The organism is Glaciimonas sp. GG7 (genome assembly GCF_052976905.1).
Window position 1 is genome coordinate 1 of record NZ_JBRIIQ010000050.1, and the last position, 23324, is coordinate 23324.

General features: G+C 53.0%; 24 protein-coding genes and 1 pseudogene. 14 read left to right on the plus strand and 11 right to left on the minus strand.

What is annotated here, in order from left to right; genetic code table 11:
- Window positions 1-210 (minus strand): annotated as a pseudogene (locus tag ACVBEF_RS12725) (hypothetical protein); the annotation flags it as partial.
- 135 nt (window positions 211-345) lie between these two features.
- On the opposite strand from ACVBEF_RS12725, the gene ACVBEF_RS12730 reads away from it, so the two are divergent.
- Window positions 346-1128 (plus strand): IclR family transcriptional regulator domain-containing protein, encoded by a 783-nt coding sequence (locus ACVBEF_RS12730; RefSeq protein WP_447124316.1) that lies wholly within the window; start codon window positions 346-348, stop codon window positions 1126-1128.
- A gap of 164 nt (window positions 1129-1292) precedes the next feature.
- On the opposite strand, the gene ACVBEF_RS12735 is transcribed toward ACVBEF_RS12730, so the two are convergent.
- Together ACVBEF_RS12735 and ACVBEF_RS12740 are read right to left on the minus strand one after the other, a co-directional pair.
- A complete protein-coding gene (locus tag ACVBEF_RS12735) occupies window positions 1293-1628 on the minus strand; it encodes a tRNA-binding protein (RefSeq protein WP_447124317.1) in 336 nt (111 codons plus the stop codon).
- A gap of 58 nt (window positions 1629-1686) precedes the next feature.
- Window positions 1687-2901, minus strand: coding sequence for a 2OG-Fe dioxygenase family protein (locus ACVBEF_RS12740; RefSeq protein ID WP_447124318.1), 1215 nt, complete (start codon window positions 2899-2901; stop codon window positions 1687-1689).
- Between the two features lie 637 nt (window positions 2902-3538).
- Between ACVBEF_RS12740 and pcaH the strand changes: the two genes are divergently transcribed.
- The 7 genes from pcaH to ACVBEF_RS12775 all read left to right on the plus strand — a co-directional run bounded on the left by pcaH (window position 3539) and on the right by ACVBEF_RS12775 (window position 8545).
- A complete protein-coding gene (gene pcaH / locus ACVBEF_RS12745) occupies window positions 3539-4231 on the plus strand; it encodes a protocatechuate 3,4-dioxygenase subunit beta (protein WP_447124319.1) in 693 nt (230 codons plus the stop codon).
- Window positions 4232-4236: 5 nt separating this feature from the next.
- Entirely contained in the window at window positions 4237-4755 is a 519-nt protein-coding gene (locus ACVBEF_RS12750) for a protocatechuate 3,4-dioxygenase (protein ID WP_447124320.1), read from the plus strand.
- A gap of 14 nt (window positions 4756-4769) precedes the next feature.
- Window positions 4770-6161 (plus strand): lyase family protein, encoded by a 1392-nt coding sequence (locus ACVBEF_RS12755; protein ID WP_447124321.1) that lies wholly within the window; start codon window positions 4770-4772, stop codon window positions 6159-6161.
- Window positions 6158-7420 carry a bifunctional 4-carboxymuconolactone decarboxylase/3-oxoadipate enol-lactonase PcaCD gene (pcaCD, locus tag ACVBEF_RS12760; RefSeq protein WP_447124322.1) on the plus strand — a complete coding sequence of 421 codons (1263 nt, stop codon included), beginning with the start codon at window positions 6158-6160 and terminating at the stop codon, window positions 7418-7420. Before ACVBEF_RS12755 ends, pcaCD begins: the two co-directional genes overlap by 4 nt.
- Window positions 7421-7513: 93 nt before the next feature.
- Entirely contained in the window at window positions 7514-7861 is a 348-nt protein-coding gene (locus ACVBEF_RS12765) for a type II toxin-antitoxin system Phd/YefM family antitoxin (RefSeq protein ID WP_447124323.1), read from the plus strand.
- The gene (locus ACVBEF_RS12770; RefSeq protein ID WP_447124324.1) at window positions 7858-8115 is read left to right on the plus strand and encodes a Txe/YoeB family addiction module toxin; all 258 of its coding nucleotides are present in this window, start codon (window positions 7858-7860) and stop codon (window positions 8113-8115) included. Before ACVBEF_RS12765 ends, ACVBEF_RS12770 begins: the two co-directional genes overlap by 4 nt.
- 4 nt (window positions 8116-8119) lie before the next feature.
- Window positions 8120-8545 carry a DUF1841 family protein gene (locus ACVBEF_RS12775; protein WP_447124325.1) on the plus strand — a complete coding sequence of 142 codons (426 nt, stop codon included), beginning with the start codon at window positions 8120-8122 and terminating at the stop codon, window positions 8543-8545.
- A gap of 100 nt (window positions 8546-8645) precedes the next feature.
- Here the strand turns inward: ACVBEF_RS12775 and ACVBEF_RS12780 are convergent, their stop codons facing one another.
- The 3 genes from ACVBEF_RS12780 to ACVBEF_RS12790 all read right to left on the minus strand — a co-directional run bounded on the left by ACVBEF_RS12780 (window position 8646) and on the right by ACVBEF_RS12790 (window position 11900).
- Window positions 8646-8999: a c-type cytochrome gene (locus ACVBEF_RS12780; protein ID WP_447124326.1), complete on the minus strand. Its 354-nt coding sequence runs from the start codon at window positions 8997-8999 to the stop codon at window positions 8646-8648.
- Window positions 9000-9011: 12 nt separating this feature from the next.
- A complete protein-coding gene (locus ACVBEF_RS12785; RefSeq protein ID WP_447124327.1) occupies window positions 9012-9344 on the minus strand; it encodes a c-type cytochrome in 333 nt (110 codons plus the stop codon).
- Window positions 9345-9554: 210 nt separating this feature from the next.
- Complete coding sequence (locus ACVBEF_RS12790) at window positions 9555-11900, minus strand: site-specific recombinase (protein ID WP_447124328.1); 2346 nt, start codon at window positions 11898-11900, stop codon at window positions 9555-9557.
- Window positions 11901-12099: 199 nt separating this feature from the next.
- On the opposite strand from ACVBEF_RS12790, the gene ACVBEF_RS12795 reads away from it, so the two are divergent.
- From ACVBEF_RS12795 to ACVBEF_RS12815, 5 genes are all read left to right on the plus strand, one after another.
- Window positions 12100-12954: an AAA family ATPase gene (locus ACVBEF_RS12795; RefSeq protein WP_447124329.1), complete on the plus strand. Its 855-nt coding sequence runs from the start codon at window positions 12100-12102 to the stop codon at window positions 12952-12954.
- Window positions 12955-12966: 12 nt separating this feature from the next.
- Complete coding sequence (locus tag ACVBEF_RS12800; protein ID WP_447124330.1) at window positions 12967-14136, plus strand: vWA domain-containing protein; 1170 nt, start codon at window positions 12967-12969, stop codon at window positions 14134-14136.
- 228 nt (window positions 14137-14364) lie between these two features.
- A complete protein-coding gene (locus tag ACVBEF_RS12805; RefSeq protein ID WP_447124331.1) occupies window positions 14365-16353 on the plus strand; it encodes a DNA topoisomerase IV subunit B in 1989 nt (662 codons plus the stop codon).
- Window positions 16354-16464: 111 nt separating this feature from the next.
- Window positions 16465-18834, plus strand: coding sequence for a DNA topoisomerase IV subunit A (parC, locus tag ACVBEF_RS12810; protein WP_447124332.1), 2370 nt, complete (start codon window positions 16465-16467; stop codon window positions 18832-18834).
- A 60-nt stretch (window positions 18835-18894) separates the two neighbouring features.
- Window positions 18895-19257 (plus strand): hypothetical protein, encoded by a 363-nt coding sequence (locus tag ACVBEF_RS12815; RefSeq protein WP_447124333.1) that lies wholly within the window; start codon window positions 18895-18897, stop codon window positions 19255-19257.
- A 66-nt stretch (window positions 19258-19323) separates the two neighbouring features.
- Here ACVBEF_RS12815 and ACVBEF_RS12820 read toward each other — a convergent pair whose 3' ends face one another.
- The gene (locus ACVBEF_RS12820; protein ID WP_447124334.1) at window positions 19324-19563 is read right to left on the minus strand and encodes a CopG family ribbon-helix-helix protein; all 240 of its coding nucleotides are present in this window, start codon (window positions 19561-19563) and stop codon (window positions 19324-19326) included.
- Between the two features lie 337 nt (window positions 19564-19900).
- Here ACVBEF_RS12820 and ACVBEF_RS12825 point away from each other — a divergent pair, with 337 nt between their 5' ends.
- On the plus strand, window positions 19901-20500 hold the full coding sequence (locus tag ACVBEF_RS12825; protein WP_447124335.1) for a hypothetical protein: 600 nt from the start codon (window positions 19901-19903) through the stop codon (window positions 20498-20500).
- Window positions 20501-20559: 59 nt separating this feature from the next.
- Here ACVBEF_RS12825 and ACVBEF_RS12830 read toward each other — a convergent pair whose 3' ends face one another.
- The 4 genes from ACVBEF_RS12830 to ACVBEF_RS12845 form a co-directional block, all read right to left on the minus strand.
- The gene (locus ACVBEF_RS12830) at window positions 20560-21753 is read right to left on the minus strand and encodes an aminotransferase-like domain-containing protein (protein ID WP_447124336.1); all 1194 of its coding nucleotides are present in this window, start codon (window positions 21751-21753) and stop codon (window positions 20560-20562) included.
- An 84-nt stretch (window positions 21754-21837) separates the two neighbouring features.
- Window positions 21838-22296, minus strand: a complete 459-nt coding sequence (locus ACVBEF_RS12835) for a RidA family protein (protein ID WP_447124337.1) — start codon at window positions 22294-22296, stop codon at window positions 21838-21840.
- A gap of 105 nt (window positions 22297-22401) precedes the next feature.
- On the minus strand, window positions 22402-22995 hold the full coding sequence (locus ACVBEF_RS12840) for a LysE family translocator (protein ID WP_447124345.1): 594 nt from the start codon (window positions 22993-22995) through the stop codon (window positions 22402-22404).
- A complete protein-coding gene (locus tag ACVBEF_RS12845; RefSeq protein ID WP_447124338.1) occupies window positions 22995-23315 on the minus strand; it encodes a DUF2917 domain-containing protein in 321 nt (106 codons plus the stop codon). Before ACVBEF_RS12845 ends, ACVBEF_RS12840 begins: the two co-directional genes overlap by 1 nt.
- Window positions 23316-23324 lie beyond the last annotated feature (9 nt).

Here is a 23324-nt window from a genome sequence, read left to right on the forward strand (position 1 = left end):
TTGATAGTACCTAAACCACCTTCTAAACCAACCAGGGAACGACGTGACCAGATTCACCTCACGCGAACGATGCCGTGCGGTCGCGACAAACCCCATTTTCTCCAGCAACGCGCCCAACGCTAAAGGCTGCGCCGTTGCATACTCAACGAATTCAATGCCATCGATGCCGAGTGGATTCTTCGGTTCAGGGTTGTGTTCTTGCACGGTCATGGCGATCGTCCTTGGAAGAAATGATGTGCCCAAGTATAGGAAGCACCGACACAGAAATATAGTGCCCAAAACAGGCAATACTGCGACAATCGCTCAATCGGCGCGATTAACGCACAAGATGGAGCTTATTTAAAGATGAAAGAACAACAAGAGATACAGTTGGAAGTTGCGAAACGCGATTTAATCGATGGCTTGATCAAAGGCATCGATGTGATCACCGCTTTTAACGACGAAAGCACGCGCCTGAGTGCGACCGATCTGGCCGAAAAAGTCGGTCTTAGCCGCAGCGCAGCGCGCCGTTACCTGCTCACACTGGTGCATATCGGATTAGCGGCAACGGATGGCCGGAATTTTTGGCTAACCACAAAAGTTCTCAATCTGGGCCGCTCGTATATCGATTCGGCACGCCTGCCGCGTGCAATTGTGCCATTTTTACAACGCCTGACCTTGCAACTACAAGAGTCCACTAATTACTCCGTGCTGGAAGGCGACGATGTGGTCTACGTCAGCCGGGTCAATGCAGCGCGTCAGCTCACCACCGGCTTCGAACCCGGTACGCGCTTGCCGGCCTACACCTCCACCGCTGGTCGCGTATTGCTATCCGCGCTCAATGACACCGACTTACGCGCCTATCTTGAGCGCATCGACCTGATCGCCTATACCCATCTGACTGTAATGGATAAGGAACAGTTATTCCGCGAGTTGGTGGCGATCCGCGAAGATGGCTTTGGTGTAACCGAAAATCAGTATGAAATCGGTTTTCGCGGCATTTCGGTTCCTATCAAGAACCGACGTGGGAAGTTGGTCGGGGCCTTGAGCGTATCGATGCTGACCGCAGGCAGCTCACGCGCCGAAGCCACCGCGCGCTGCGTGCACGCGTTGCAGGCGACGGCGAATACGTTGATGTTGTGGGTCTAAAGCGCTAGAAGTGAGAGCGTACAAAACTTGGGGAGATAACAAGATGGAGAACGAGGCGGCATTCTTTTCAGTTGTGCAAGATGCGCTGAACCGATGAAGGAGCGCACTGCCTGGTGCAGGTCAGGATTGCCGTTCTCAATGGCGAACTATCGCCCCTTACAGCACTAAAGCAAACGACTTCCGTTGGGGACAGGGTACTCGAAACTTACCAGCACGACTTTCTCGGCTGCATCATGCACTCCGGTTATTAACACTTCCGACTTCACCCCAGCGATGTGCTTGGGTTCGAAGTTACACACGCACAACACCTGCCGCCCGATGAGACCCTCTGCAGTGTAATGATCGGTAATCTGAGCACTAGACTGCCGCATACCCATCGGTCCCAAGTCGATAGTGATGACGTACGCCGGCTTACGCGCCTTGACGTTCAACTTTGCGCTAACCACTGTGCCCACCCGTAAATCTACCTTTTCAAAATCAGACCACGCAATCGTCGTCATTGATTCCATTCCTTTATATATAAAATTGCACAAAAAACTAGTTTGATTTAGGTCAGTTTCACCCTACGTCGCCAGACGCGGCGTTGACGAATGGAACAATCGTCAGCAAGTCCACCGACATGGGCAGCTCCACGTGTGGGTTGAGCGAGTCGTACGGATGAGAAACGTGACCCGCTACTACCGGCTTCCGGGTGAAGAAGATGAGCATGTCCCGGAGGGCGGATCGATTTGTATCAATGGCCGAGACTGGCGAGAGACTATGTTTTTTTTCATGGTCAACTATCAATAGAGTATCCAGGAAGTGACGATGTTGCGACTGACCCAGGAGGAACTCTGGACTGGTCTTATTCCACTTTGTGGCATTTTTCTCACGCACGTCATGAAGAAAAGTAATCGCACTGTTGTCAGTAATGTTTTCACTACCCAGAAAAGTAGTCATGGTGTGATCCACACCGTCGCTGTGCACGCCTTCTAGTGCCGGTTCACCGACCAGGTCGGGTGTAGTGATGGTTCGCAGGTTGAACAGTGTGCAGACCCATCTGGAGGTTTCGTAGTTCAGCTTTGAACGGTGCGTTATCTCCATATCTTTGAATATGAGGAACTGAAAAATCAACAGTGCTTGGAAGACTGTATTAAGTTGCAGATCATTACCAATTTCCTCGAATCTGCGGACTTGACCAGAGTCGTATCGCACGAAGTCTTCTTCCGCTGACAGGATGAATGGCTGAAATTCGCTTCGAAAAATCCTTGAATTGTCAGGATCGAAGCAGAACCGGCCGTTCCTGGACTCCCGAAATGGCAACGTCGGATCCTTTGGGAGGTTGTTACTTACTTGCTGAAGCGTTACCAAATCATTGTCGGCTGCACCCAGTGCGCGGAGCAGTCTGATCATCTGATCACCGGCGATAAAAACAGAGCGTTTCTCAGTATAGTCAGATCGAATTTCTGCTATTTTCGCGAGTGCCCAGTCACGCAAATTCAGTCCGGAATGTCCATTCCCAACATAATATTCGCCCCCAACTTCAGGCCGAAGCGATGCTACGCAATCGCGTTTAGCATTCACTAGTGTCCACCAGGAACGCAACGTCGGATTGTCTAGAAGTTCATTCAATCGAACACTGACCCCACTACTCTTTAGCTTGCTTATTAAGCACATGATCTGGATCGAATCTAATCCAAGTAACAGCAGATCTTGATTCTCATCGAAGTCTTTCGGCCCTGCATCAAATAGTGCGCTAATTTCCCGGCGCAAGTCGTTCAGATTCAAGATCATTTTGTCCCCATCAAAAACGTGTTTTTAAATTCGTTGCGCCTGTTGATGACAAACAAGAAGCCTGCATCCTTAAGCTAGCGGTTGTTGCACCGGATTGGATCAAACCGTCGCTCCAGCAAAAAGAGTCAAGCAACCTTCAAGCATTAATTGAAGGCCTGACTATTGCGGGTGGGTGGAGGTTGTTTCTTGTGGTGTCTCTTTGTCGTTAATCTAAAAACATTCTACAAGGCAATAATCATGGATCGATGTGTGAAAAGTCTCGAAATGACCGGGACATTTCTATCATTTAGACAGATTAGTCTCAACGCTTCATGAGCGGTCTGCGAATAGAATATTGTTGAAATGTCATGCAGAAGAGCGTGTAAAACCTGAGGGGATGGCAAGATGGAAAACTAACAGCCAGGCGATATTCTTTTCAGCAGCATCTATTGCGGCGTAATAGACAGGTCATTTCAAAAGCATGGATAACCAGCCAATCACCCCACCTTTTGCACTCTCTCTTAGAAATTCACCTGCTTGAGCGATTAGCGCACAATTTGGGCGATTGGTGCATGCACCAGCCTACGCGGTCCTTGTTGACAATCGCATCCGATTCTATGATGACAAGCAAACAATGCCATCACTCAGGAGACACAACGTGAGATTTGAGACCGTACCGGACGGGGTATATCCAACCCTGATCTATTCCCCCTACGCTTCGACAACCAAACGCGGCCCGAGCCAGCCGCCTTTGCGCATCCATGCTGCAGCGCCAACCACGACCGATATCACGGCTAGTCCAAGCCTGATCCTGCCGCATGACACTGACCTCACAGCGCACGGTCAGGGCGAGCCTATCGGTGAAAAAATCGTGCTCACCGGACGCGTGTTCGATGAAGATGGCAAGCCGGTACGCAACTCTTTGCTCGAAGTCTGGCAATGCAACGCCGCAGGCCGTTATTGGCACAAGCGCGATCAACATGCGGCACCGCTGGATCCGAATTTTTTTGGCTTTGGCAAAATGCTCACTGATGACGAAGGCCGCTATCGGTTTGTGACCATCAAACCCGGTCCTTATCCTTGGGGTAACCATGTCAAAGCATGGCGTCCGGCGCACATCCATTTTTCGTTGTTTGGCAACGTCTATGCGCAGCGCCTGGTGACGCAGATGTATTTCCCTAACGATCCGCTGTTCGACTATGACCCGATCTTTCAAGGCATTCCCGACCTGGCTGCACGCCAGCGTTTGGTTGCGCGTTTTAGCATGGAAGACACGGTGAGCGACAAAATGCTCGGCTATCAATTCGATATCGTCTTGCGTGGCCGTGACGCCACGCCAATGGAAGGTTAAGCACCATGACATCGCTCATCACCACTACCCAAACCATCGGCCCGTTTCCGCATGAAGCCTGGCGCTGGGGCATAGACGCCACTGCCACAATTATGAGCACCGCACCCACCATCACCATTAGCGGCGTATTGCGCGATGGCGACGGCATGCCGATTAGCGACGGCTGGATTGAAGCCTGGCTGCCGGATGCAGTTGCAGCTGAATCAACGCAGGCGATTCCCGGTTTCCGTCGCATTCCTACCGATGATCAGGGCGGCTTTCGCATCACGGTCTCGCTGTCTGTGCCTGCTACAGCGGGCACACCGGTGCTCTACGCCACGATCTTTGCGCGCGGGCTGGCTAAGCATCAATTTACGGCAGTATTTTTGGACGACGACAGCGGCTTGGCGGATTCTGAGATGCTCAATCAGGTTCCGGCCGAACGGCGTGCGACGCTGATTGCGCGCAAATTGCGTGACGCCGAGTATCAATGGGATATCTGGATGCAGACCGATAAAGAAACCGTGTTTTTTGATTACGCTTAAACCTGGAAGCCTCTATGAGTATTTCCATGTTTGACGGTTTTCTGACCACGCCCGAGATGATCGCGGTCTTTGATGATGCGACGGTGGTGCAAGCGATGCTCGGTTTTGAAGCCGCACTGGCGCGTGCACAAGCAGCAGAAGGGATCATCCCGAGCGCCGCCGCCCTCGCCATCGAGAACGCCTGCAAGGCCGCCTTATACGACATCCCGGCGCTGGTCCACACCAGTCGCCGCGCCGGTAGTCTGGCCATTCCGCTGGTCAAAGAACTGACCAAGACGGTCGCGCTGTCTGCTCCCGAGGCGGCGACTTTCGTGCATTGGGGCAGTACCAGTCAGGATGTGATCGATACCGGCATGGTGTTGGTCACGCGTGAGGCGCTGGCCTTGATCGATCAAAGTTTGGACGCCCTGCTCCACAGTTTGCTGGGACTGGCGCAGCAACATTTGTCCACGCCTATCCTCGCCCGCACGCTGATGCAACCGGCGCAAGTCACCAGTTTTGGTTTTAAGCTGGTCGACTGGGCCGCGCCGTTGCGGCGTGCTCGTGTCCAACTACGTCAGAGCGCCCAACGCGCACTCCAGTTGCAACTCGGCGGCGCAGTCGGCACGCTGGCGGTAATGGGCGCACAAGGCCCGGCTGTCGCGGCCCGGGTCGCAGACGATCTCGGCCTGACGCTGGCGGATGCGGCCTGGCATACCCAGCGCGATGAATGGGTCAGGCTCGGACTGGAAGTCGCTGTGTTGGTCGGTAGTCTGGGCAAGATTGCCACCGATCTCAGCCTGCTCTCGCAAGGAGAAATTGCCGAGCTGGCCGAACCGTCCGGTAATGGTCGGGGTGGCTCGTCGGCGATGCCGCATAAACGCAACCCGGTCTCGGCCATGATTGCTTTGGCGGCGGCAACCCGCACCCCGCAACGCGCTGCCGCTCTGCTGGCAAGCATGGGCCAGCAGCAAGAACGCGGGCTGGGTAACTGGCAAGCCGAACTGGCGGAATGGCCGGGGTTGTTTCTGAGCGCACACGGTGCATTGCGCGCTTTGGCCGAAGCCTTCGCGGGCTTACAGGTCGATAGTGTGCGCATGCGCCGCAACATTGATGCGCTACAGGGTTTGGTGTTCGCAGAGGCGGTGAGTATTTATCTGGCGCAAGCCATCGGTCGGCCAGCCGCGCATAGTTTGATGGAGCAACTGACGCAAGTTGCGCTGGCAAATAACCAGCAGCTTGCTGACGTGGTCGCCGATCACGTTAGCAACGATGCCGCGCTCGGCGACAAAATTGATCTTACTGTCTTACGCACACTGTTTGATCCGGTGGCTGCTACGGCTGCGGCAGAAGCGCTGGCGCGACGTCAATTGGTCCATTTACAGGCAGCGCTGGCTGCAACATCTTCTTCAGGAAAACCACAATGAGCTTCGATCCGATCGACCATGATTTCGAACGCGGCATGCAAAACCGGCGCGCCATCCTCGGCGACGAGTGGGTCAACCGTTCAGTCACCAACGCGAGCACCTTCAATGCCGAATTCCAGCAACTGATCACGCGCTTTGCCTGGCATGAAATCTGGGGCCGCCCCGGGCTGGAACGTAAAACCCGACGCGTGATTGTGCTGGCGATCACGATGGCACTGGGGCGTTGGGAAGAGTTCGAATTGCATGTCCGCGCCGCGCTGCTAGGCGACGCCGATACGCGCCTGAGTCCGGATGAATTGAAAGAAGTCTTGATGCAAGGCGCGATCTACGCTGGCGTTCCGGCTGCCAACACGGCCTTTACGCATGCGCAACAGATCCTGCGCGAGATAGGTGCAGAAATTGGCTATCCGTTAGCGTCCTTGCTGCCCGCCAGCACCTGCCATCCCGGCACCGGTCAAGAAGGCGTTACCGTCAGTCAACCTGCGCTGCATTACAGCGTACGCGCCCCGCGTAACGGCAAAGCGCCACGTCACACCATCGTACTCAGCCATGCGCTCGGCTGCGACTTGACGATGTGGGACGGACTGGCAAATATGCTGGCCGCCGATTGTCGCGTGATCACCTATGACCACCGCGGGCACGGTAGCTCGGCAGCGCCAGATGGGCTGTATTCGATCGCCACGCTGGCTGACGACGCGGCCAGACTATTGCGCGAACTCGACTCCGGTCCGGTGGTCTGGATCGGTCTGTCGATGGGCGGGATGGTCGGCCAGCAGCTCGCCGCTACCTATCCATCGTTAGTGGCCGCGTTGGTGCTCGCCAATACGACCTCAAGCTATCCGGAAGCGGTACAACTGGTGTGGCAACAACGCATTGCAACGGTACGCAAGGACGGTATCGAGGCCATTGCCGATGCGGTCATGGAGCGCTATTTTCATCCCGAATTTCGGCAAGCTCACAGCGCCACCGTCGCCCGCTTTCGTGCGCGCCTCGCCAGTACGGACGTTAATGGTTATATCGGTTGCTGCCACGCAGTGGGCACGGTTGATACTGCTGCGGCTCTGGCACAAATAGCCGTGCCTGCGTTGATCATTGCAGGTGAATTGGATCAGGGCACGCCGCTTGCTATGTCGCAAACGTTGGTGGAGAAAATGCCACTAGCGCAACTGACCGTGCTAAAGCTAGCCTCACACTTGAGTGCGATTGAACAACCGCAAGCGTTTGGGCAGGCTGTGTCTGGGTTTATAGCGGGTTTGTAAAGCTGGCACCTAAACTACTCTTTAGATATCGATTGCATACCGCATAGGTATTCAATAAAATACCCCATCAACTATTCTGATGAGGATGCAATCATGCACAAAGAAGTCCAGATGTCGATCAAGATGGAGCAAGAATTACGCGATCAATTTATGGCGGCAGCAGCAGCTATGCACCGTCCGGCTGCGCAAATTGTGCGCGATTTGATGCGTTCGTACATTGCCCGGCAGGAACAACCTAATGCGGAGACTATCGCCGCTATTGAAGCCGCTGAACGTGGGGAGGTGAACAGGCATGATGCCAATAGTTTGATGGAAACACTGCATCTTTTAAGCTCACCCGCCAATGCGGCCCACCTGGCGCGCTCGATTGCAGAATTACATGCTGGTCAGGTTGTGAGTAACGCACCTATCGCGCCGGAGGATACGGGAACGGACGCATGAGGAATGTATTATTTACCAATACAGCATGGGAAACCTATATTTATTGGCAGACGCAAGACAAAAAGACCCTCAAACGTATTAACGAATTAATTAAATCTGCGCAACGAACACCGTTTGAAGGCATAGGGAAACCTGAAGCCTTGAAAGAAAACCTCTCCGGCTTTTGGTCACGCCGCATCGACGAATCAAACCGTCTTGTGTATGAAGTCTCAGACGTAGCTATTTCCATCATTTCTTGCCGTTATCACTACTAAATTCATGTTCAATCCATCCCAACAAGACGTCCGCCGCTTTTTCTGCGAAACCCACCGCAAGCATAGTGCTCATGAAATATTGACCCCGATTGAAGCGATCGCTCTCGACTGGATCGTTTTGCATCCTGAATATGCCAGCGATCTGGCGGATGTTGAAGCTGCGCTGGCAGCCGATTATTCGGTCGAAAACGGCCAAACCAATCCCTTTCTTCACCTCGCCATGCATTTATCCATTGCGGAGCAAATATCGATAGATCAACCGCCCGGGATTCGCGCCGCGTCCACGGCGTTGACGCAACGCCTGCAATCTGATCACGATGCTCATCACCGCATCATGGAATGTCTGGGCGAAATGATCTGGAACGCGCAACGCAGCGGTTTGCCGCCGGATGGTGCGGCCTATATTGAATGTGTAAAAAAGAAGATTTAAGCCATTCTGGCAATTGATAAAAAAAGCCACAGGATCAAAATCCGGTGGCTTTTTTATGTCCGCAAGCCGCAGTTGGCGACTTGCGAAATAGGCATGCTTCTTATTTACGCAACACTAACGACGTCGGCAAGCTGTGAATATAAGCAGCGATATCCTGCACATCCTGAAGCGACAGTGCTTTGGCAACACCCCCCATGATCGCATTGCTACGGCCATTCGGGCCGGCAGTACCGCGTTGATAGGCGACTAACGCATGCTTGAGGTAGTCCTCATGCTGACCGGCAAGCTTTGGGTAGGATGGATCAATCGGCGTTTGCAAGTTCGCACCGTGACATGAAGCGCAAGCATATTTTGCGACAGCAGCCTGACCGGCGGCGATGTTGCCGCTAGCTAACGCAGTGACGGAAGCACTCGCGCAAAGAGAAAACACCACGCCTGCAAGAATATTTTTCATAGTGTGGGTTCCTTATTTTTGCTGAGAGTAGTAAGCCGCAAGATCAGCCATGTCCTGGTCTGACAAAGAGACGGCGACACCACGCATAGTTGGATGCTGACGATCACCTTTTTTATAGGCGGCCAATGCATTTTCGATGTACTTGGCAGACTGGCCGCCTAACATAGGGACTTGATATACCTCGGGAAAACTAGCTTTATAGCCGGGTATGCCATGGCATCCGATGCACATGGATACCTTGTTTTCAGCTGCCTTAGCGTTACCGACAATATCCGCAGCAGCGGCGAAGTTGGCAACACAAGTGGCAACACCCGCGAGCGCGAGAAGTGCAATTATTTTTTTCATAGTAACTGTGGGTGAATAGCCGAGTGGTTGAGCGAAACCGATTCAGTTTTCAGTGCGTCTGCCGCTGCCACGCATAGTCTGAACATGCCTGACAAAAGTGTTCCGCTATCCGAAACCAAAAACGGTTAAGTTTAACTCAAGATTAGCCTCTGGACCAAGCGCTCATTCACCGCGCATTCACCCGTTATCCAGCATGTCTCCACCGCACCGTCAGCCATGCCGCTTGCTTTCTTCAGTCGTTGGGGAATTCGAAGAGACCAGCTCTGCTGCTGGCGCTATGCTACTCGACGTTTCCAGATCCGTATCTGCATCCTCATCGTTCTCCTCAATAACGCCGTCTTCACCATTGATGACTGGCGCTATCAACGCAGCTTCGGGAAACAGAAAAGAGCGCGGTGAAGCACTAAAGCGTCGCAACACAGCCCGAAATACCAGCCGACGTATACGTACCGGCACTTCACGCGCACGTAACGCCAATATCAGCGCGCAGCCAAATGAGACGCCGACATTGAGTAAGCCGATGATGGCAATACCGGCCACCGCCAGCCAGAAATGAGGCGTCATTAACACCGGCCAACCCAGGCTGCTGGCGGCGGCTGTCAAACTGCCGGTGGCCAGCGTTACATGGCGCACATCTAAGTGCAGGCCAAAAAACTGCACAATGACAGGCGACATACCTAGCAATAAACCGAGCGAAACGTTGCCCACGATCTGCGCAATATGGCGCTCGAGCCAGGCGGCCCAGCGCTGTGCGCGCAGCGGACCAAGAACGTGTACGAGGCGACGTTGATGCGTCAACGCCTCGCGCAGACGACGTAACGCAAACCAATTGTCGGCAAAACCGGACGCTAGACTGGAGAGCCATAACAATATCCCTGTCAGCGCCGCAAACAAGGGCGTAGGTCCAACGATGGATAAACTCTCGATAGTTTCTTTCGCATGCGCGGCAGTCATCATCGGCGCATGGGTCGTCCACAAAATCACCGCGGAGATGATCAACATCGTTGGCACCACCGCAATCACATTACCAAATACAGCCGCGGCCTGAGAGCGCAACAACAGCGCCACCTCGGCCACTAGCGCACGCAGACCTTCAACGGTATCCAATTGGCTCATCTTGGCGGCCAACGCCGGGGCCGTCACAGCAGGCTGCTTGGTCGCCAACACACCGCCAACAGCGGATATCGCCAGAAAACTCAGCGCATAATTAAGGGACGCAAATATGCCCTCAAAAAACCGGGCCAGACCGGCAGACGACAACAGACCTTTGCCCAGCACGGTAAAAGCGGTAATAACACCGCCGCGACACGCGGCCATAAACATCGCGCGATATTCGGCTTTGTCCCTGGCAATGTAATGCTCGCCATGCCCGGCGTTACGCTCCACCATTTTGCGTGCCAACAGCGAAAAGCTGCGTCGGACAAGGCCACGTATAGACGAGCGGTGATGATGCGCCAGAATAAAATCGACTAACAGCGCCTGAATTTGTCCGGTCCCTACGTTTACTTTTGGGGGCGTGCGTTCCAGTGCTACCGATTCTGGCGCAGCAGATAAGGCATCATTTAGTTCGTCACTTAATTCGTCGCTGAATTTCCCACCGAATTCGTCACCTATTTGCGCAATCTCAAACGCCTTATGCGCCGCCACCGCCGCACGTAAATCGATCAAATGCGTCATCCGGCTTAAATTGGCGCGCATCCGCTCGACCCGATACACCAGACTAACGGAGACGCCATGCTCGTCCAAATGCCCATAAATCCTGTCGGTCTGCGCCTGGCACACCGCAATCAACATCCGCACGCTACGCAACGAGCCCTCATCTGCCGGACTCAGATATAAATATTTTTCCAACTCACGCCGCAACACCATGAACGGCGTTGCCTGCAATGGCATCTTCGGGTCCAGCCGATAGCGAAAAGCCTTACTAATCCCGTCAGCCAAAACGGCAGTGACCAAATAGATCAACGCTTCGTCGATCTGCTGATGGTACATATGCGAAATGCCCTCATCGGCACACAATTTCCAGATCCGTTCAACCGTTTGCGCATCCAATTCCAACAACCATTCAGCGTCTTCAGGGTGCGGAAAAATCGCAGTAAACAGCACCGAAAGATCGGCCTCAGCAGGCGGCTTAGGCAGCACATACTTGATGATGTGCTCTGAGAGCTCACTAAAAAAAGCTGGCTCATGCGGCAACCCTGTGGCGCAAAAAAGTTCCGGTCCGGCTGCTTCGCGCATGGATTTTTGCAATGTTGTTTGCACCACCCGACGCACATCCTTGTGCGCATCAAGCCAATCGAGCATAAAAACAACCCGCTGCTGCTTCACCCGTCGCCACGCGCCCTCCTCCAATAAAGAAACCGTCGGCTCGTAACGTATCCATTCCGCAATATCGATAATCCAATCAGCGCGCTCTTGCCAAGATGCAAATGGATTGGCACGCCGCATCAATGCCGCCATTTCGCTCTCATTCTGGGCGTGATGCTGGTTCTGGTAGCGCTCACCCTGACGGAATCGTCGCCACATGACACGCAGACGAAGAAGAAATATTTTCATTTTTTAAACTTAATAAGACACAAATTCACAACAACAGTCAGTGTACGCATATAAGTTTTTCCAATCGGCTATTCTCACAAAGTTTTACGTGAATTGCCGGGCACGGCGTCAAACGGTGTTTTGCACCGAGTTTTCATCGATGGTTTGCGCAGTTTTTCCTTATACTGGATTTTATTTTCCTCTTAATGACAAACAGACCATGCAACCAAAGACACGTTTTGAAGGCTCTAGTAGTTACGTCGCAACCGATGACCTCAAGCTGGCGGTCAACGCAGCGCTTGTATTGCAACGACCGTTACTGATCAAAGGGGAGCCCGGCACCGGGAAAACCATGCTGGCCGAAGAAGTCGCCGCTGCGCTGGATATGCCTTTGCTGCAATGGCATATCAAGTCAACAACGAAGGCACAGCAAGGATTGTACGAATACGACGCCGTCTCACGTTTGCGCGACTCGCAACTGGGTGATGAACGAGTCAAGAATATTCACAATTACATTGTGCAAGGTGTGTTGTGGCAAGCGTTTAATGCAGACCAACAAGTCGTTTTGCTCATCGATGAGATCGACAAGGCCGATATCGAATTTCCCAATGATTTGTTGCGTGAACTCGATCGAATGGAGTTTTATGTCTATGAAACCCGGGAAATGGTCAAGGCCAAACACCGCCCGCTGGTCATCATTACGTCGAACAATGAGAAAGAATTACCGGATGCGTTTCTGCGCCGCTGTTTTTTCCACTACATCAAATTCCCAGACAAAGAAACCATGCGCGACATCGTCGATGTCCATTTTCCGCAATTGAAAAAAGATTTACTGGCGCAAGCGCTGGAGACGTTCTATCAGGTCCGCGATGTCGCCGGTCTGAAGAAAAAACCATCCACCTCGGAGTTACTCGACTGGCTCAAATTGCTGCTGGCAGAGGATATTCCGGCGGCGGCTTTGCAGAGCAGCGATATGAAAACCATCGTCCCGCCTTTGCACGGCGCACTACTCAAAAACGAGCAGGATGTACATTTATTCGAGCGCCTCGTTTTCATGGCCCGTAAAAATCGCTAGGCGGAACCAGTAATGCTGATCGATTTTTTCTACACCCTGAAAGACGCCAAAATCCCCGTCTCGATCAAGGAATTCCTGATCTTGCTGGAAGCCTTGCAAAAACAGGTGATTGCGCCGTCTTTGGATAATTTCTATTACCTGGCCCGCATCACGCTGGTCAAAGACGAAGCCCACTTTGACAAGTTCGACCAGGCCTTCGGCCGCTACTTCAAAGGCATCCAGACCATTTTTGAGAAGAACCCCGACATCCCGCCCGACTGGCTGCTGCAACGCATGAAGCGCGATCTGACCCCGGAGCAACTGGCTCAGCTCGAAAAGTTTGGCTACGACAAACTGATGGACCGGATCAAAGAATTACTCGAAGAGCAAAAAGGCCGTCATGAAGGCGGCAATAAATGGATAGGCACCGGCGGCACCTCGCCCTTTGGGCACGGGGGAACCAACCCGGAAGGCATCCGCATGGGCGGCAGCGGCGGCAATCGTAGCGCCGTAAAAGTATGGGAAGCACGCGCCTATAAAGACTACGACGATGACCGCGAACTCAACACCCGCAACATCAAAGTCGCGCTACGACGGCTGCGCAAATTTGCACGCGAAGGCGTCGCCGAAGAATTGGCGCTAGCCGACACCATCCGCGCCACCGCCAACAATGCCGGTTATCTGGATATCAAGATGCAGGCCGAGCGTAAAAACAACATCAAAGTATTGATGCTGCTCGACGTCGGCGGCAGCATGGACGACCACATCGCCCGCACTGAAGAGTTATTTTCGGCCGCCAAAGCGGAATTCAAAAACATGGATTTCTTTTATTTCCATAATTGCGTCTACGACTATGTCTGGAAAAACAACCACCGGCGCCATGCAGAGCGCTTTTCAACCTGGGACATCCTGCGTAAATATAAGCCCGACACCAAGCTGATTTTTGTCGGCGACGCAACCATGAGTCCCTATGAAATTCTGCAACCGGGCGGCTCTATGGAGTACAGCAATGACGAAGCTGGGGCTGATTGGTTGCAGCGGTTCACCCATGCTTTTCCAAAATATATCTGGCTCAACCCTGAACCGGAGCCGCTTTGGCAATATCGTCAATCGGTAGACATCATTCGGCAACTGATGCATCAGCGCATGTTTGGGTTGACCATCGATGGGCTGGAACGCGGGATGCGGTTGCTGAGTAAATAATCCTGGAAACAAGTGATGCCGCAAATAAAAGTCTGCATGTCAGGCTTTTATTTTTCCATTTCGCACTTAAAACAACTGTTTTTATAAACAGGTACACCCTCCCCTGTAGTTCTGTCGATTTTTTCATTAGAATGCGCAACAGGCAGATATTTACGTCAATATCGCTATTGACGACGCACAGTTAATAATTAAAAGACAACAACCAACATCGTAACCAACTTACATTGCATGGCAACTAAAAAAACCCCGCTTCCCGACTACAGCGAATCATCCATTCGCGTCCTGAAAGGCTTAGAGCCTGTCAAGCAACGCCCCGGCATGTACACACGCACCGAAAATCCGTTGCATATCATCCAGGAAGTGATCGATAACGCCTCCGACGAGGCGCTTGGCGGTTATTGCAAAAATATTCTGGTCACGCTTAATGTCGACGGCAGCGTCAGTGTCGAAGACGATGGACGCGGCATTCCCGTCGGTCTGCACCCGGAAGAAAAAGTCCCCACGGTTGAAATCGTCTTCACGCGCTTGCATGCGGGCGGAAAATTCGACAAAGGCAGCGGCGGCGCGTATGCATTTTCTGGCGGCCTGCATGGGGTTGGCGTCTCAGTCACCAATGCACTATCGACCCGGCTGGAAATCACGGTCTGGCGCGAAGGCGGCGTGCACCAACTGGCGTTTTCCGGCGGCGACGTGATCGAGCCACTGAAAACCCGGCCACAAGCGCGCGACGATAAAAAATCCGGCACCCGCGTCACCGCGTGGCCGGACCCGAAATATTTCGACTCCCCTGCCATTTCGCAACCCGAACTGCAGCGTCTGCTGCGCTCCAAGGCGGTCTTGCTACCGGGCGTCAAAGTCACGCTGCTCAACGCTAAAACCAACGATAGCCAGACCTGGCAATACGATCAGGGCCTGCGCGGTTATTTGATGGAGGCGATGGCGCAATCGTCGAGCGCCGAACCATTAATCCCGTTGTTTGAAGGCGAGCAATACGCCACTGCCGAGACCGAAGGTTTTGCTGAAGGTGAAGGCGCGGCGTGGGTCGTGGCATGGGCCGAAGACGGCGGCATTGTGCGCGAGTCCTACGTCAATCTGATCCCGACTTCGGCTGGCGGCACGCATGAATCCGGCTTGCGCGAAGGTTTATTCGGCGCGGTCAAAAATTTCGTTGATATGCATTCCTTGCTGCCGAAAGGCGTCAAATTGCTGCCCGAGGATGTCTTCGCGCGCGTCTCGTTTGTGTTGTCAGCGAAAGTACTCGATCCGCAATTTCAGGGCCAGATCAAAGAGCGACTGAACTCGCGGGATGCGGTGCGGCTGATCTCCACCTACATCAAACCGGCGCTGGAGTTATGGCTCAACCATCACGTTGAATACGGCAAAAAGCTGGCCGAGCTGGTCATCAAGCAAGCCCAGAATCGTCTGCGCTCAACCCAAAAAGTTGAAAAGAAAAAAACCTCCGGCATCGCCGTTTTGCCCGGCAAACTGACCGATTGCGAATCCAGCGATATCAGCCGCAACGAACTGTTTCTGGTCGAGGGCGACTCTGCTGGCGGCTCTGCCAAAATGGGCCGCGACAAAGAGTTTCAGGCGATCCTGCCGTTACGCGGCAAGGTACTCAATTCATGGGAAACCGAACGCGACCGTCTGTTTGCCAACAATGAAATCCACGACATGGCGGTGGCCATCGGGATTGATCCGCACAGCAAAAACGACACGGTCGATTTCAGCACCCTGCGTTACGGCAAAATCTGCATCTTGTCGGATGCGGATGTCGATGGTTCACATATCCAGGTATTGTTGCTGACGCTGTTTTTCCGTCATTTCCCGCAATTAATCGATCGCGGTCATATCTGCGTTGCCAGACCGCCATTGTTCCGCGTTGATGCGCCGGCACGCGGCAAAAAACCGGCACAAAAAATCTACGCACTCGACAACGGCGAGCTGACCGCGATTGAAGACAAATTGCGCAAAGACGGCGTCAAAGATGGCAGTTGGACCATTTCGCGCTTTAAGGGTCTGGGTGAAATGAATGCCGGGCAACTCTGGGAAACCACGATGAACCCGGATACGCGGCGTTTGTTGCCGATCACGCTGGGCGCTTTCGATCTGGAAGCGTCGGAAAACCGCTTCAACATGCTCATGGGCAAAGGCGAAGCGGCTGCGCGTCGGGCCTGGATCGAAGAGCATGGCAATGAAGCCGAGGCCGATATTTGATGAAGTTATCGGCACGCCTGCGCATCATCCCGGGACCGACCCTGCCTGTGGCGATGACAGCCATCACTGAATAAACGACTCACATAATTCTGAACCTTACTCTGAACCTTCATGACCGACCAAAACGATTTGTTTGACCTGCCGCCAGTTGTGCCACCGGAGCCACCCCAGCCGCCCGATGCCGATCCAAATGACAACCCGAGCGAGGAGCCCGGTGATGCGCTGACCCTCGCCACCTTCGCCGAACGCGCCTATCTGGACTACGCCATCTCGGTCGTTAAAGGCCGCGCTTTGCCCGATGTTTCCGACGGCCAAAAACCGGTACAGCGCCGTATTTTGTATGCAATGAACGCGCTGGGCCTCAACGCCACCGCCAAGCCGCGTAAATCCGCCGCGGTCGTCGGCGATGTGCTGGGTAAATTACATCCTCACGGCGACCAGTCGGTGTATGACGCATTAGTGCGCATGGCGCAGGATTTCTCGCTGCGTTATCCGCTCATTGATGGTCAGGGCAATTTCGGTTCCCGCGATGGCGATGGCGCGGCGGCGATGCGATATACCGAGGCACGTTTGACGCCGATTGCCAAATTGCTGCTCGATGAAATTGACATGGGGACGGTCGATTTTCAACCGAATTACGATGGATCAACGGTCGAGCCCAAGCTGCTGCCCGGGCGTCTGCCGTTTGTGTTGCTCAACGGCGCATCCGGTATTGCCGTCGGTCTGGCGACCGAAATCCCATCGCACAATTTGACCGAGGTAGCCAAGGCGACCGTCGCCTTGATTCGCAATCCGGCTATGACACACGCGGAATTGATGGAAATGATCCCCGGCCCGGACTTTCCCGGCGGTGGTCAAATCATCAGTTCGGCGACGGCCATTTCGGACATGTACGAAGTCGGTCGCGGCAGCCTGAAAGTACGCGCCTGCTGGAAAATTGAAGAGCTGGCGCGTGGTCAGTGGCAGGTGGTGGTGACCGAATTGCCGCCCAACACTTCTTCGCAAAAAGTGCTGGAAGAGATTGAAGAAATTACTAATCCAAAAATCAAGCTTGGCAAAAAATCACTAAGCTCGGATCAAATGGCGCTCAAGCAAACCATTTTGTCAGTGCTCGATGCAGTACGCGACGAGTCTGGCCGTGATGCGCCGGTGCGTCTGGTGTTTGAGCCGAAATCCAAAAATCTCGATCAGACCGAATTCACCAACATGCTATTGGCGCATACCTCGCTAGAAAGCAGCGCCTCGATCAATCTGGTGATGATCGGCGGCGATGGGCGTCCGCGTCAAAAAGGTCTGGGCATGATCTTGCGCGAGTGGATCAGCTTCCGCTTGTCCACCATCACCCGCCGCTCTGAATTCAAACTCAAAAAGGTGGAAGACCGCATCCATATTCTGGAAGGTCGCGAAGCGATCCTGCTCAATATTGACAAAGTCATCAAGATCATTCGCGAGTCCGATGAGCCGAAACCGGCCCTGATGACCGCTTTCAACCTGTCCGATCGTCAAGCCGAAGACATTCTTGAAATCCGTCTGCGTCAGCTTGCCAGACTGGAAACCATCAAGATTCAGCAAGAGCTGGCGGCTTTACGCGATGAAAAGAAAGGTCTGGAAGATCTGCTGCAGAATCCATCATCGATGAAACGCTTGATGATCAAAGAAATTGAAGCCGATCAAAAACAATTCGGCGATGCACGCCGTACCTTAATTGAGGCGGCAGAAAAAGCCGTTGTAGAAGCCAAGGTGATCGACGAAGCAGTCACTGTCATCGTCTCGCAAAAAGGCTGGGTACGCGCACGTAGCGGGCACGGTCAGGATGCCGCCCAGTTCACCTTCAAAGCGGGCGACGCGTTGTACGCGGCCTTTGAATGCCGCACGCCGGACAACTTGCTGGTATTCGGATCGAACGGCCGGATTTATTCCGTATCGGTCGCCGCGCTGCCCAATGCCCGTGGCGATGGCATCCCGATTACCACGCTAATCGACCTCGCCAACGGCAGCAGTATCTTGCATTACTTTGCAGGAACGGCAGATATTACATTGTTACTGGCCTCATCCGGAGGCTACGGCTTCACCGCCAAAGTGGGCGATATGCTCAGCCGTGTCAAAGCGGGCAAGGCCTACATCACGCTCGATGACGGCGACGAATCGTTGCCGCCCCGTCCTATCGGTGCAAACGCTGGTGCCGTAGCCTGCTTGTCGGAAAAAGGTCGATTACTCGTATTTGGTCTGGACGAATGCAAAGCACTCACCAACGGCGGTCGCGGGGTGATTTTGATGGAATTGGAAAATGCAGAAAAACTGCTGGCTGCGCAACCAATCAGTCAACGTGGTGTCTTAGTCACCGGCATTGGTCGCGGCGGCAAGGTGCAAGAGGTCGCACTATCAGCGAATGGTCTGGGACCGCACATAGGCAAACGTGCGCGTAAGGGTAAATTGCTTGAGTCGAAACTCAAGCCGTTGACGTTGACGCCGCAGGTATAATCCCCGCCAGCAAGTTGCACCGACAGCCATAAGTCATCACAAACATTGAAAGGATTTAGTGTGCGACATAAAATTTACACAGGCTTGATTGCCTTATTGGCACTGATGCTGACAGGTTGCGCTACCTGGACTCATCCATACAAAGGCGAAAGCGATTTTTATCGCGACAAAATATCCTGCGAAAGGCAAGCCGCACAAATCTATCCGACCGTGATCGTCAACCGACTCAATCCGGGTTATCAAAGTCCCTCCAATACGGTCTGCAGAGATTCCGGAGATGGCAACAACCGCCGAACGTACTGCAACACCACACCGGGCGTGTATTACCCACCTTCGTATTCTCAGATTGATACGAATGAGTCGCCGAGGGGCGCGGCGGTCAATTCTTGTTTGAAGGCTGGTGGATGGCGGTTGGAGTATTGATTGTTGGAGATTAGATGGATAAAAAGGGGGAGGCATTTTTATGCCTCCCCCTTTTTATATTACGCATCAGCGCGGCACCGACAACGGTGTATCACTACTAAGACGATCGGCCCACGCTTGCAAGGTTTGATGATCAACGGCATGACCCGTATCCACATCAGAAAATGCTTCGCGCGTCAGATGGCTGCGCTCTTCTTCTTGCTCAATCCAGGCCGATAGAGCTTGCGTCATGATCGAGTCGCGTGAGCGCTCCCGGCGTACCGCTAATTGATCCACTTTTTCGACCAATAGAAGTGGCACACGCACGGTCAGTACTTTGGTGTCAACTTACGTCATTTTGTTTTCCCTAAAGAGTGATTAATTTAAGTTACATCAAGCAGCACAGGGCTACTAAAAAGCTGAGTTTCTTGTTCAGCACCCAGAAAACCGCTAATTAGCGACGCCTTTAACTTTATTGGCATCATCTTCGTTCGCCAGAATGTATCAATCGCGCATTGCGTGCCCTACCCGCAAAATGATGTGAACGCTTCTACCATCTGATTGTCTCAAGCGTCCGTAGGCGGAGGGGGGATGGCATTTATATTGCGCGCCAGATCTCGGGGAGCTTCCGTAAAACTAGCGCAATCTCGTAGATGGATGACAAATGAGTTCGGCAACCGGCAATCCAGACCATCCCTCCCGCAATCGCATATCCAGTGTGAGCACGATACTTATTTTGTCGCTGATTGGGCATGCGCTTTTGATTTTTTTCTTTCGAGATTATCGCGCTGAGCTCAAGGCTAGCGATACCGCTCTCTTGAAGCCACTAGAAGTACGCATACAATTCATTCCCTCTGTACCGACTGCCCCCGTACTCAAGCCTGTTCTGGCAGCACCATCACCGAAACATCCATCGGCATCAACCACCTTAAAAAGCAGCGCTCCTGCCCAGCCTGCGACGCCCACTATCTCCCTCCCAACGGATACGACAGCGCATCCGACCAAAAGACAATCCATCAACATCGATCAAATTCGTCAAAACGTGGGGAAAATCGTCAAAGATATTGATGCAGAAAGGGATCAGCTGGCGGTCGGTCAGCTACGTACCAAACCACTTTACGCCCACGATGGAAAGACACCGTTTGCCCGCGCTGTGGAAGCTACAGGCCGCTCTGATTGCTTAGCACCTGCAGCATTACCCGGTGGCTTACTGGCACCGTTTTTGTTGCTGATGGATAAAAAGGGGACGGGTTGTAAATTCTGACAGATGGCAAAACGCCGATCAGTGCCTAAAGCAGTGATCGGCGTTTCAGTTTGCAACGATTACAACTTAGCAGTAATCAACTTACCTAAAATTTCAATACCTTCACGAATCTTCGCCGGCGGCACTGTCACAAAACTCAAACGCAACGTATTTGATTCGGGAGTGTTGGCAAAAAATGGGGCACCCGGAACAAAGGCGACGTGCTGTTTGATCGCCTCTTGCAGCAATACGCTGCTGTCCATATGCTTGGGCAACGTCACCCAGATAAACATCCCGCCTTCAGGCTTGGTCCAAGTGACGCTGCTGGGAAAATAAGCTGTTAATGCGGCCAGCATGGCGTCGCATTGATCCGAATACAGCTTCCGAATCGTCGGAATATGCGTATCCAGAAAGCCATCCTTAATCACTTCGTGGACCACCATTTGCGTCAATTGCGCAGTATGCAAATCGGTTGCCTGCTTGGCCTGCTCCATCTTATCAATCAATGCGCGGGGCGCTACGACATAACCAAGACGGATACCCGGCGTCAATACTTTAGAGAACGAACCCATATAGATGACGCCATCCGGATTCATATTAAGCATCTTCGGCAACGGTTCACTACGATAGCTGAGTGCGCCGTACGGATCGTCTTCAACCAGCGGCACTTGCATTCGGGCGCAGATTTCTACCAAGGCCTGACGACGCTCGACCGACATCGTGCGGCCGGTTGGGTTTTGAAAGTTTGGCAGGGAATAGAGTAGCCGTGCGCCCTCTCCGAGGACTGCGACCTGCTCAGGAATCAAACCGCCATCATCGGTCGGAATCGATACAAATTCAGGTCCATACAACGAAAAAGCCTGTAACGCGCCTAAATAGCTCGGCGTCTCGACCAATACTTTGCTGCCTTCGTCGACCAATACTTTGCCTAGCAAATCCAACCCTTGCTGCGAGCCGGAAACCATCAGGACCTGATCCATCGAAATAATCGAGCCGTTCATTGATAATGAATTGGCGACCCATTCGCGCAAGGGGCCGTAACCGTCGGTAGGGCCGTATTGCAGCGCAACCTTGCCCTGCTGCGTCAACACTTTGTCGAAGGCCACCTTCATCTGTTCGATCGGGAAAGTGGCTGGCGAAGGCAAGCCTCCGGCAAAAGAGATCACTTCAGGGCGCATGGTGATCTTCAGAATTTCGCGGATAGCGGAACCCTGGAGTTTTTGTGCGCGCTGCGAAAAATGCCATTTCAGTGGGTTGGGGTTCTCAATTTTCATCACGGGTCTCTTATATTTATACTAATAATTGCGGCGTTGACTACAGGGCGTGGCCGTCGCCACAATCATAAAACTTACTGAAATTTATGCAATTTCCGCAATTAATTCAATTTCAACACAAGCACCCATTGGAATTTGCGCCACGCCAAAGGCCGAGCGGGCGTGCTTGCCTTGATCGCCAAATACTTCAGCGAGCAATTCAGAGGCACCGTTGGTGACCAGATGTTGCTCGGTGAAGTCGCCCGTTGAATTGACTAAACTCATCAATTTGACTATCCGCTTCACCCGCGTCAAGTCACCACCGCAAGCGACTTCCAACGTAGCGATTAATTCAATAGCGATACCGCGTGCCGCTTCCTTGCCTTCTTCGGTGCTGATATTTTTACCCAATTGACCGACCCATACTTTGCCGTCTTTTTTGGCCAAATGGCCTGAGAGAAAAACATTGTTGCCGCTTTGAGCGTACATAACATAGGCCGCAGCGGGTGTGGCGACTGCTGGCAAGGTGATATTGAGGGCTTTCAGTTTTTCGTAAACAGACATCTGATACTCCGGTATGGGTGGGTAAAAATACAACTGCATCGGGTTTCCGACTGCGAAGCGATGATTATCTCAAATCTACTCTCGGTTTTGCGGAAAATTTCCAACCTAAAGCCAAATCGAGATCGCGGTATACATCGTCAGCAATACCATCACTGTGCAAAACACGCGTTGCCATAATATTTGCGCCAGATAGCGTCGTAATACAGAACCAGCAGCAGCCCAGACACTCACGCATGGCAAATTAATCGCGCTAAAAACCAGACAATACAAGCCAAGCGCCAACCAAAATGGCTGCACTACCGGCAGAAAAGCCGACGCACTGGTAATCGCCATAACCCAGGCTTTGGGATTGGCAAATTGAAAAAGCGCGGCAGAAAAGAATGACATCGGCTGCATGTTGCCGCTCGGATCTGCCTTGAACGACATTTTGCGCAATTTCCAGGCTAAATAAAGCAGATAACCAGAACCCAGCACTTTCAAGATCACATGTATCGATGGCAACGCCAGCAACAAACTGCCTATTCCCAATGCACACATGAGTAACAGCACGCCAAACCCAAAGGTAATCCCCAGCATGTGCGGGATTGAGCGGGTGAAGCCGAACATAATCCCGGACGACGTCAGCATGATGTTATTCGGCCCTGGCGTGATGGAGGACACGAACGCAAAGATGGCAAGCGGAAATAGTGACTCGAGAATCACAAGGCACCGCCAGGCAGAGGTTGAACTGCAGGATGAAAAGGCTGCCGCAACAGATTGCCAAGGCTTCGTACCGCGCCAGTCAATGCGCCACGATTATTGACACAGGCGATCTCGACCTGACAGACGGCGGCATCCGCCTCGACCACGATTAAGTGATCGGCGCACAGCGCCAGCGATAGCCCGGCAGAGACAAAATGATCGTCACCATCCCCTTCACAAGTCACCCAGACGCGTCCGGCCAGTACCCGCAAAGTGCACGGGCGGTTGGCGATCCCGGCCAAGACTTCCCCGCTGACAAAGGCATGTGCATCTTTCATAAATAACTT

What these genes read in the sequence shown, in the direction of transcription:
- ACVBEF_RS12730 (WP_447124316.1), top strand. Translation starts at nt 346, where the DNA reads ATGAAAGAACAACAAGAGATACAGTTGGAAGTTGCGAAACGCGATTTA.
- ACVBEF_RS12735 (WP_447124317.1), bottom strand. Translation starts at nt 1,628, where the DNA reads ATGACGACGATTGCGTGGTCTGATTTTGAAAAGGTAGATTTACGGGTG.
- ACVBEF_RS12740 (WP_447124318.1), bottom strand. Translation starts at nt 2,901, where the DNA reads ATGATCTTGAATCTGAACGACTTGCGCCGGGAAATTAGCGCACTATTT.
- ACVBEF_RS12750 (WP_447124320.1), top strand. Translation starts at nt 4,237, where the DNA reads ATGACATCGCTCATCACCACTACCCAAACCATCGGCCCGTTTCCGCAT.
- ACVBEF_RS12755 (WP_447124321.1), top strand. Translation starts at nt 4,770, where the DNA reads ATGAGTATTTCCATGTTTGACGGTTTTCTGACCACGCCCGAGATGATC.
- pcaCD (WP_447124322.1), top strand. Translation starts at nt 6,158, where the DNA reads ATGAGCTTCGATCCGATCGACCATGATTTCGAACGCGGCATGCAAAAC.
- ACVBEF_RS12765 (WP_447124323.1), top strand. Translation starts at nt 7,514, where the DNA reads ATGCACAAAGAAGTCCAGATGTCGATCAAGATGGAGCAAGAATTACGC.
- ACVBEF_RS12770 (WP_447124324.1), top strand. Translation starts at nt 7,858, where the DNA reads ATGAGGAATGTATTATTTACCAATACAGCATGGGAAACCTATATTTAT.
- ACVBEF_RS12775 (WP_447124325.1), top strand. Translation starts at nt 8,120, where the DNA reads ATGTTCAATCCATCCCAACAAGACGTCCGCCGCTTTTTCTGCGAAACC.
- ACVBEF_RS12780 (WP_447124326.1), bottom strand. Translation starts at nt 8,999, where the DNA reads ATGAAAAATATTCTTGCAGGCGTGGTGTTTTCTCTTTGCGCGAGTGCT.
- ACVBEF_RS12785 (WP_447124327.1), bottom strand. Translation starts at nt 9,344, where the DNA reads ATGAAAAAAATAATTGCACTTCTCGCGCTCGCGGGTGTTGCCACTTGT.
- ACVBEF_RS12790 (WP_447124328.1), bottom strand. Translation starts at nt 11,900, where the DNA reads ATGAAAATATTTCTTCTTCGTCTGCGTGTCATGTGGCGACGATTCCGT.
- ACVBEF_RS12795 (WP_447124329.1), top strand. Translation starts at nt 12,100, where the DNA reads ATGCAACCAAAGACACGTTTTGAAGGCTCTAGTAGTTACGTCGCAACC.
- ACVBEF_RS12800 (WP_447124330.1), top strand. Translation starts at nt 12,967, where the DNA reads ATGCTGATCGATTTTTTCTACACCCTGAAAGACGCCAAAATCCCCGTC.
- ACVBEF_RS12805 (WP_447124331.1), top strand. Translation starts at nt 14,365, where the DNA reads ATGGCAACTAAAAAAACCCCGCTTCCCGACTACAGCGAATCATCCATT.
- parC (WP_447124332.1), top strand. Translation starts at nt 16,465, where the DNA reads ATGACCGACCAAAACGATTTGTTTGACCTGCCGCCAGTTGTGCCACCG.
- ACVBEF_RS12825 (WP_447124335.1), top strand. Translation starts at nt 19,901, where the DNA reads ATGAGTTCGGCAACCGGCAATCCAGACCATCCCTCCCGCAATCGCATA.
- ACVBEF_RS12830 (WP_447124336.1), bottom strand. Translation starts at nt 21,753, where the DNA reads ATGAAAATTGAGAACCCCAACCCACTGAAATGGCATTTTTCGCAGCGC.
- ACVBEF_RS12835 (WP_447124337.1), bottom strand. Translation starts at nt 22,296, where the DNA reads ATGTCTGTTTACGAAAAACTGAAAGCCCTCAATATCACCTTGCCAGCA.
- ACVBEF_RS12845 (WP_447124338.1), bottom strand. Translation starts at nt 23,315, where the DNA reads ATGAAAGATGCACATGCCTTTGTCAGCGGGGAAGTCTTGGCCGGGATC.